The following is a 639-nucleotide window of genomic DNA, read 5'->3' as shown; positions in this document are numbered from 1 at the left end:
GTGAGTTGGGGCTGGATGTGCTTGAACAACGTCTTAATGAAGGGCAGATCAGCGAGTTGATTCTGGCTACTGGCACGACTGTGGAAGGCGAAGCCACAGCCCATTATGTACTGGACCTGGCCCGGGACGCGGGAGTGGGTGTCAGCCGCATCGCCCAGGGGGTGCCCATGGGCGGTGAGCTTGAATTCGTTGATGGCGCTACCCTGGCCCAGGCGCTGAGAGGTCGCAGGCCCTTTGACGCCTGATAAAGGGCCCCTTCCTGGGGGGCTATCGAAAGCGTAAATCTCCTTTTCTACCCGTAAACACAAGCCGCGGTTTCGTCTGGTTTCCCTTGGCGGCTTTCTGTTATGGTTGGACCAAGCAAGCGCTAGGTTGTGCGCAATCCAATAATCCAAGGAGGTCCAGTGAGCGCCCTGAACTATTTCAATGAAACCCACCAGATGGTGCGAGATACCGTCCGCAAATTCGTTGAGCGGGAAATCCTCCCGGAGGTGGATGACTGGGAAGAAGCAGGGGAATTCCCCCGGGAGTTGTACAAGACGGCAGCGAATGCGGGCATTCTGGGTATCAATGCGCCGGAGGAATTTGGTGGGACGGGCGAAGACGTCTTCATGAAAATCGCCGCCTGCGAAGAATTGG

The 639-nt window shown here is 57.0% G+C and carries 2 protein-coding genes; both read left to right on the top strand.

Translation table 11 applies throughout. The features are described 5' to 3' along the window. The coding region (locus tag A3754_RS06795) for a toprim domain-containing protein (protein ID WP_156496867.1) at window positions 1-245 on the top strand (245 nt) is incomplete at its 5' end. Window positions 246-404: 159 nt separating this feature from the next. Further along, a partial coding sequence (locus tag A3754_RS06790) for an acyl-CoA dehydrogenase family protein (protein WP_197468528.1) occupies window positions 405-639 on the top strand: 235 nt, incomplete at its 3' end.

Source organism: Alcanivorax sp. HI0083 (assembly GCF_001635175.1).
This window is presented reverse-complemented; position numbering and strand designations above follow the sequence as displayed.